The organism is Vibrio genomosp. F6, from assembly GCF_005146325.1.
Lineage (GTDB): Bacteria > Pseudomonadota > Gammaproteobacteria > Enterobacterales > Vibrionaceae > Vibrio > Vibrio cortegadensis.
Genome location: NZ_SYUT01000049.1, coordinates 1 through 2,738 on the forward strand (window position 1 = coordinate 1; position 2,738 = coordinate 2,738).

5 protein-coding genes are annotated in these 2,738 nt (G+C 39.3%); all 5 read left to right on the forward strand.

Going from position 1 to position 2,738, the window contains the following annotated elements:
• The first annotated feature begins 128 nt into the window (after positions 1–128).
• Complete coding sequence (locus FCV43_RS16920; RefSeq protein WP_005448240.1) at positions 129–386, forward strand: type II toxin-antitoxin system Phd/YefM family antitoxin; 258 nt, start codon at positions 129–131, stop codon at positions 384–386.
• Complete coding sequence (locus FCV43_RS16925; RefSeq protein ID WP_025548916.1) at positions 374–676, forward strand: type II toxin-antitoxin system RelE/ParE family toxin; 303 nt, start codon at positions 374–376, stop codon at positions 674–676. The genes FCV43_RS16920 and FCV43_RS16925 overlap by 13 nt, the downstream gene beginning before the upstream one ends.
• Positions 677–831: 155 nt before the next feature.
• Entirely contained in the window at positions 832–1,281 is a 450-nt protein-coding gene (locus tag FCV43_RS16935) for a T6SS immunity protein Tdi1 domain-containing protein (RefSeq protein WP_136995834.1), read from the forward strand.
• A gap of 165 nt (positions 1,282–1,446) precedes the next feature.
• Entirely contained in the window at positions 1,447–2,169 is a 723-nt protein-coding gene (locus tag FCV43_RS16940) for a hypothetical protein (RefSeq protein WP_136995835.1), read from the forward strand.
• A 135-nt stretch (positions 2,170–2,304) separates the two neighbouring features.
• A complete protein-coding gene (locus FCV43_RS16945) occupies positions 2,305–2,703 on the forward strand; it encodes a hypothetical protein (RefSeq protein WP_136995836.1) in 399 nt (132 codons plus the stop codon).
• The last annotated feature ends 35 nt before the right edge of the window (positions 2,704–2,738 follow it).

A 2,738-nucleotide genomic window follows, 5' to 3' on the forward strand; every position in this document is an offset into this window, starting at 1 on the left:
ACGGTGCAATGGTTTAGCTCAGGTTTTATAGCGTTGTCGCACCTTAATTGGGCGTTAGCCGTCATGGAGCTTGCTATACTCAAAGTGATAGAATAGTATCACTTTAGTATTCCTTTGGAGCAGCTCTCATGAAAGTAGAACTAGTTACATCACTTAAACGTCAAGCAACTAAGATCCTCGCCGATCTCCACGACACCAAAGAACCAGTGTTAATTACTGAACATGGTAAGCCATCGGCATATCTGGTTGATGTTGATGATTACGAGTTTATGCAAAATCGCTTGGCGATTCTGGAGGGGATTGCACGAGGTGAACGTGCATTAGCTGACGGTAAAGTGGTGAGTCACGATGAAGCTAAGGACAAAATGTCAAAATGGCTGAAATAATCTGGACTGAGCCAGCGTTATCTGACCTGAACGATATCGCTGAATATATCGCACTTGAAAATATCGTAGCTGCAAAGCAGTTAGTGCAAACGATCTTCTCCAAAGTCGAACGCCTGCAAACTTTCCCAGAGTCAGGTCGTATTCCACCCGAGCTAGAACATTTAAGTTATCGTGAAGTTGTCGTTAATCCATGTCGTGTTTTCTATAAACAAGACGGTGACAAAGTGTTTATTCTGTTTGTTATGCGTGCAGAGAGAGACTTGCGTAAGTTCCTGTTGAGTAAGCAGTAACCTTTGGGAATGAGCGGCTAACAAACTGTTCAAGAGGGATTCGCAACGCGTGGCATTTTTACTATGCGTTGAATTTAGTGATTAAGGCGGTATGCGGCGGCTTTTGTATTGCGTTGCTCACCCCTTAACAGGGCGTTAGTTTCTATGAGGTAATAATGACTTTAAACGATTTAACAGTGGACTTCTCTCATGTTGAAAGAGAAAAGTTGCTATCGAGCTGGATATGGCTGATCGGCGAGAGAAAGTTACCAATCTTAATAAGCTCCAGTGGCGATGCTTTTGTTCAAGATATTGATGATGGGTCAATTTCGTTTTTAGATACAGGTTCACCGGCATTGGACGTTGTAGCAAGTAGTTATGATGAGTTTAGTTCTCTTTTATCAAATAAAGAGTTTGTTGTTAACTATCTTGCGGTAGCTATGGTGGGTGATCTTATTCAAAGTGGAAAGAAACTTAAATCTGGTGAGATTTATAGCTTAATTAAGCCTTGTGCTTTAGGTGGAGAATATAGCTTCGACAATATTGAACCATGTGATGTGGATGTACACTTTTCAATATTAGGTCAGTTGACTGAACGGGTTTGTCAATTGCCTCAAGGGGCGTAGGACGAAAAGTTTGAAGTTCGAACTCTAACAAACAATTTAAGAGTGACTCCTAACGCTTGGCAATTTTACTTCGGTTTGAATTTAGTGTTTACGGTACAATAGTTTAGCTTAGGTGTTATAGCGTTATCGCACCTTAATTGGGCGTTATATTTTGGAGGAAAATTCATGCCACATCTAATGGCTGTTTGTGATAATTGTGGAAATGAGTTCCCGTCTGGCTTCTTTATAGAAGGTTGTTCTAATGTCACATTCACAGGGAATAAATCAGGTCCATGTCCAAATTGCGGAGGTATGGGTTCAGTCAATTATATTTCCGATGAAGATAAGCAAGATGCAATTTGGGCTATTGCAACAACTAAACAGTTTGAGTTGTTTCAAGATTCAATTACTAGCGTTGAAGCATTGTTGAAGATTCAATCAGGGCAAAAGGTAGAAAGAGCCCTTTTAATTATGCTACATACACATGTAGTGACAGCTATTGAATCTTACCTATCATCAATTACGATCCATAAAATTTTAAACTCAGAAGAGTTTAAACGAAAATTGGTCGAGAGTGATCCTGAGCTATCTAAACAAAAGTTTTCACTAAAAGAAATCTATGAAAAAAGTGAAAACATAGGTTTTATAGTTGCCCAGCACTTAAAAAGTATAATTTTCCATGATATGAAGAAGATAAAGCCGATGTATTCAAAAGTCTTCCAGTTTGAGTTTGGTGATATTAAGTGGCTTTTTAAAGCTATATCTTTAAGGCATGATTGTGTTCATCGGGGAGGTTTCACGCAAAAGGGAGACTCTATTGATGTCAGCAAAAGCTCCGTCGGTGAGCTAGTTAAGTTGGCGAAATCTTTGATTAACAGCCTAGAAGATCACTGGCAAACCAAAATATAACAAAACGTTTAAGAGTGATTCCAAACGCGTGCCGGTTTCGCTTCGCTCACCATTATGGCACACGGTTGTCACACCTTAACGTGGCGTTAGGCTCATGGGATAGTGTCGAGGAAATATCAAGTAAAGGGTAAGCTTGTGTTTGGTTTTTTTAGAAAAAGTAAAATTGAATTTGGTGCAAAAAAGGCTCTCGAAGAGTCAGGAATTGAACAGTCGAGTTATTCCGATTACTTTAATTTCATAAAAGGGTTAGGTTTCATTCAATCTTTAGATGCATCAAAAGATGCGCTAACACAGCCATTGCAAAGTCTCTGCTTTGCTTTTGCAACACTAGAATTAATGAAACTCCGCTGTCAATTACACGGTCAAAACTCAAACGTAGCTGTGATAAATGTGTCACTTGAGTATATTGGGAAGGCAATTGAACTACAAATTTCAACTTCAGTTAACCCAGAACACAGTGAAAGAGCCGCCGAAGTCTTGCTTGATGCTATCAAACAAGATTCTAGGGATTTAATCGCAAAACAAGCCATGTAGTGTTTATGAAATACGAGCCTAACAAGAGACTATGG

Coding starts and splice junctions, on each gene's coding strand:
- FCV43_RS16920 (WP_005448240.1), top strand. CDS start 129: ATGAAAGTAGAACTAGTTACATCACTTAAACGTCAAGCAACTAAGATC.
- FCV43_RS16925 (WP_025548916.1), top strand. CDS start 374: ATGGCTGAAATAATCTGGACTGAGCCAGCGTTATCTGACCTGAACGAT.
- FCV43_RS16935 (WP_136995834.1), top strand. CDS start 832: ATGACTTTAAACGATTTAACAGTGGACTTCTCTCATGTTGAAAGAGAA.
- FCV43_RS16940 (WP_136995835.1), top strand. CDS start 1,447: ATGCCACATCTAATGGCTGTTTGTGATAATTGTGGAAATGAGTTCCCG.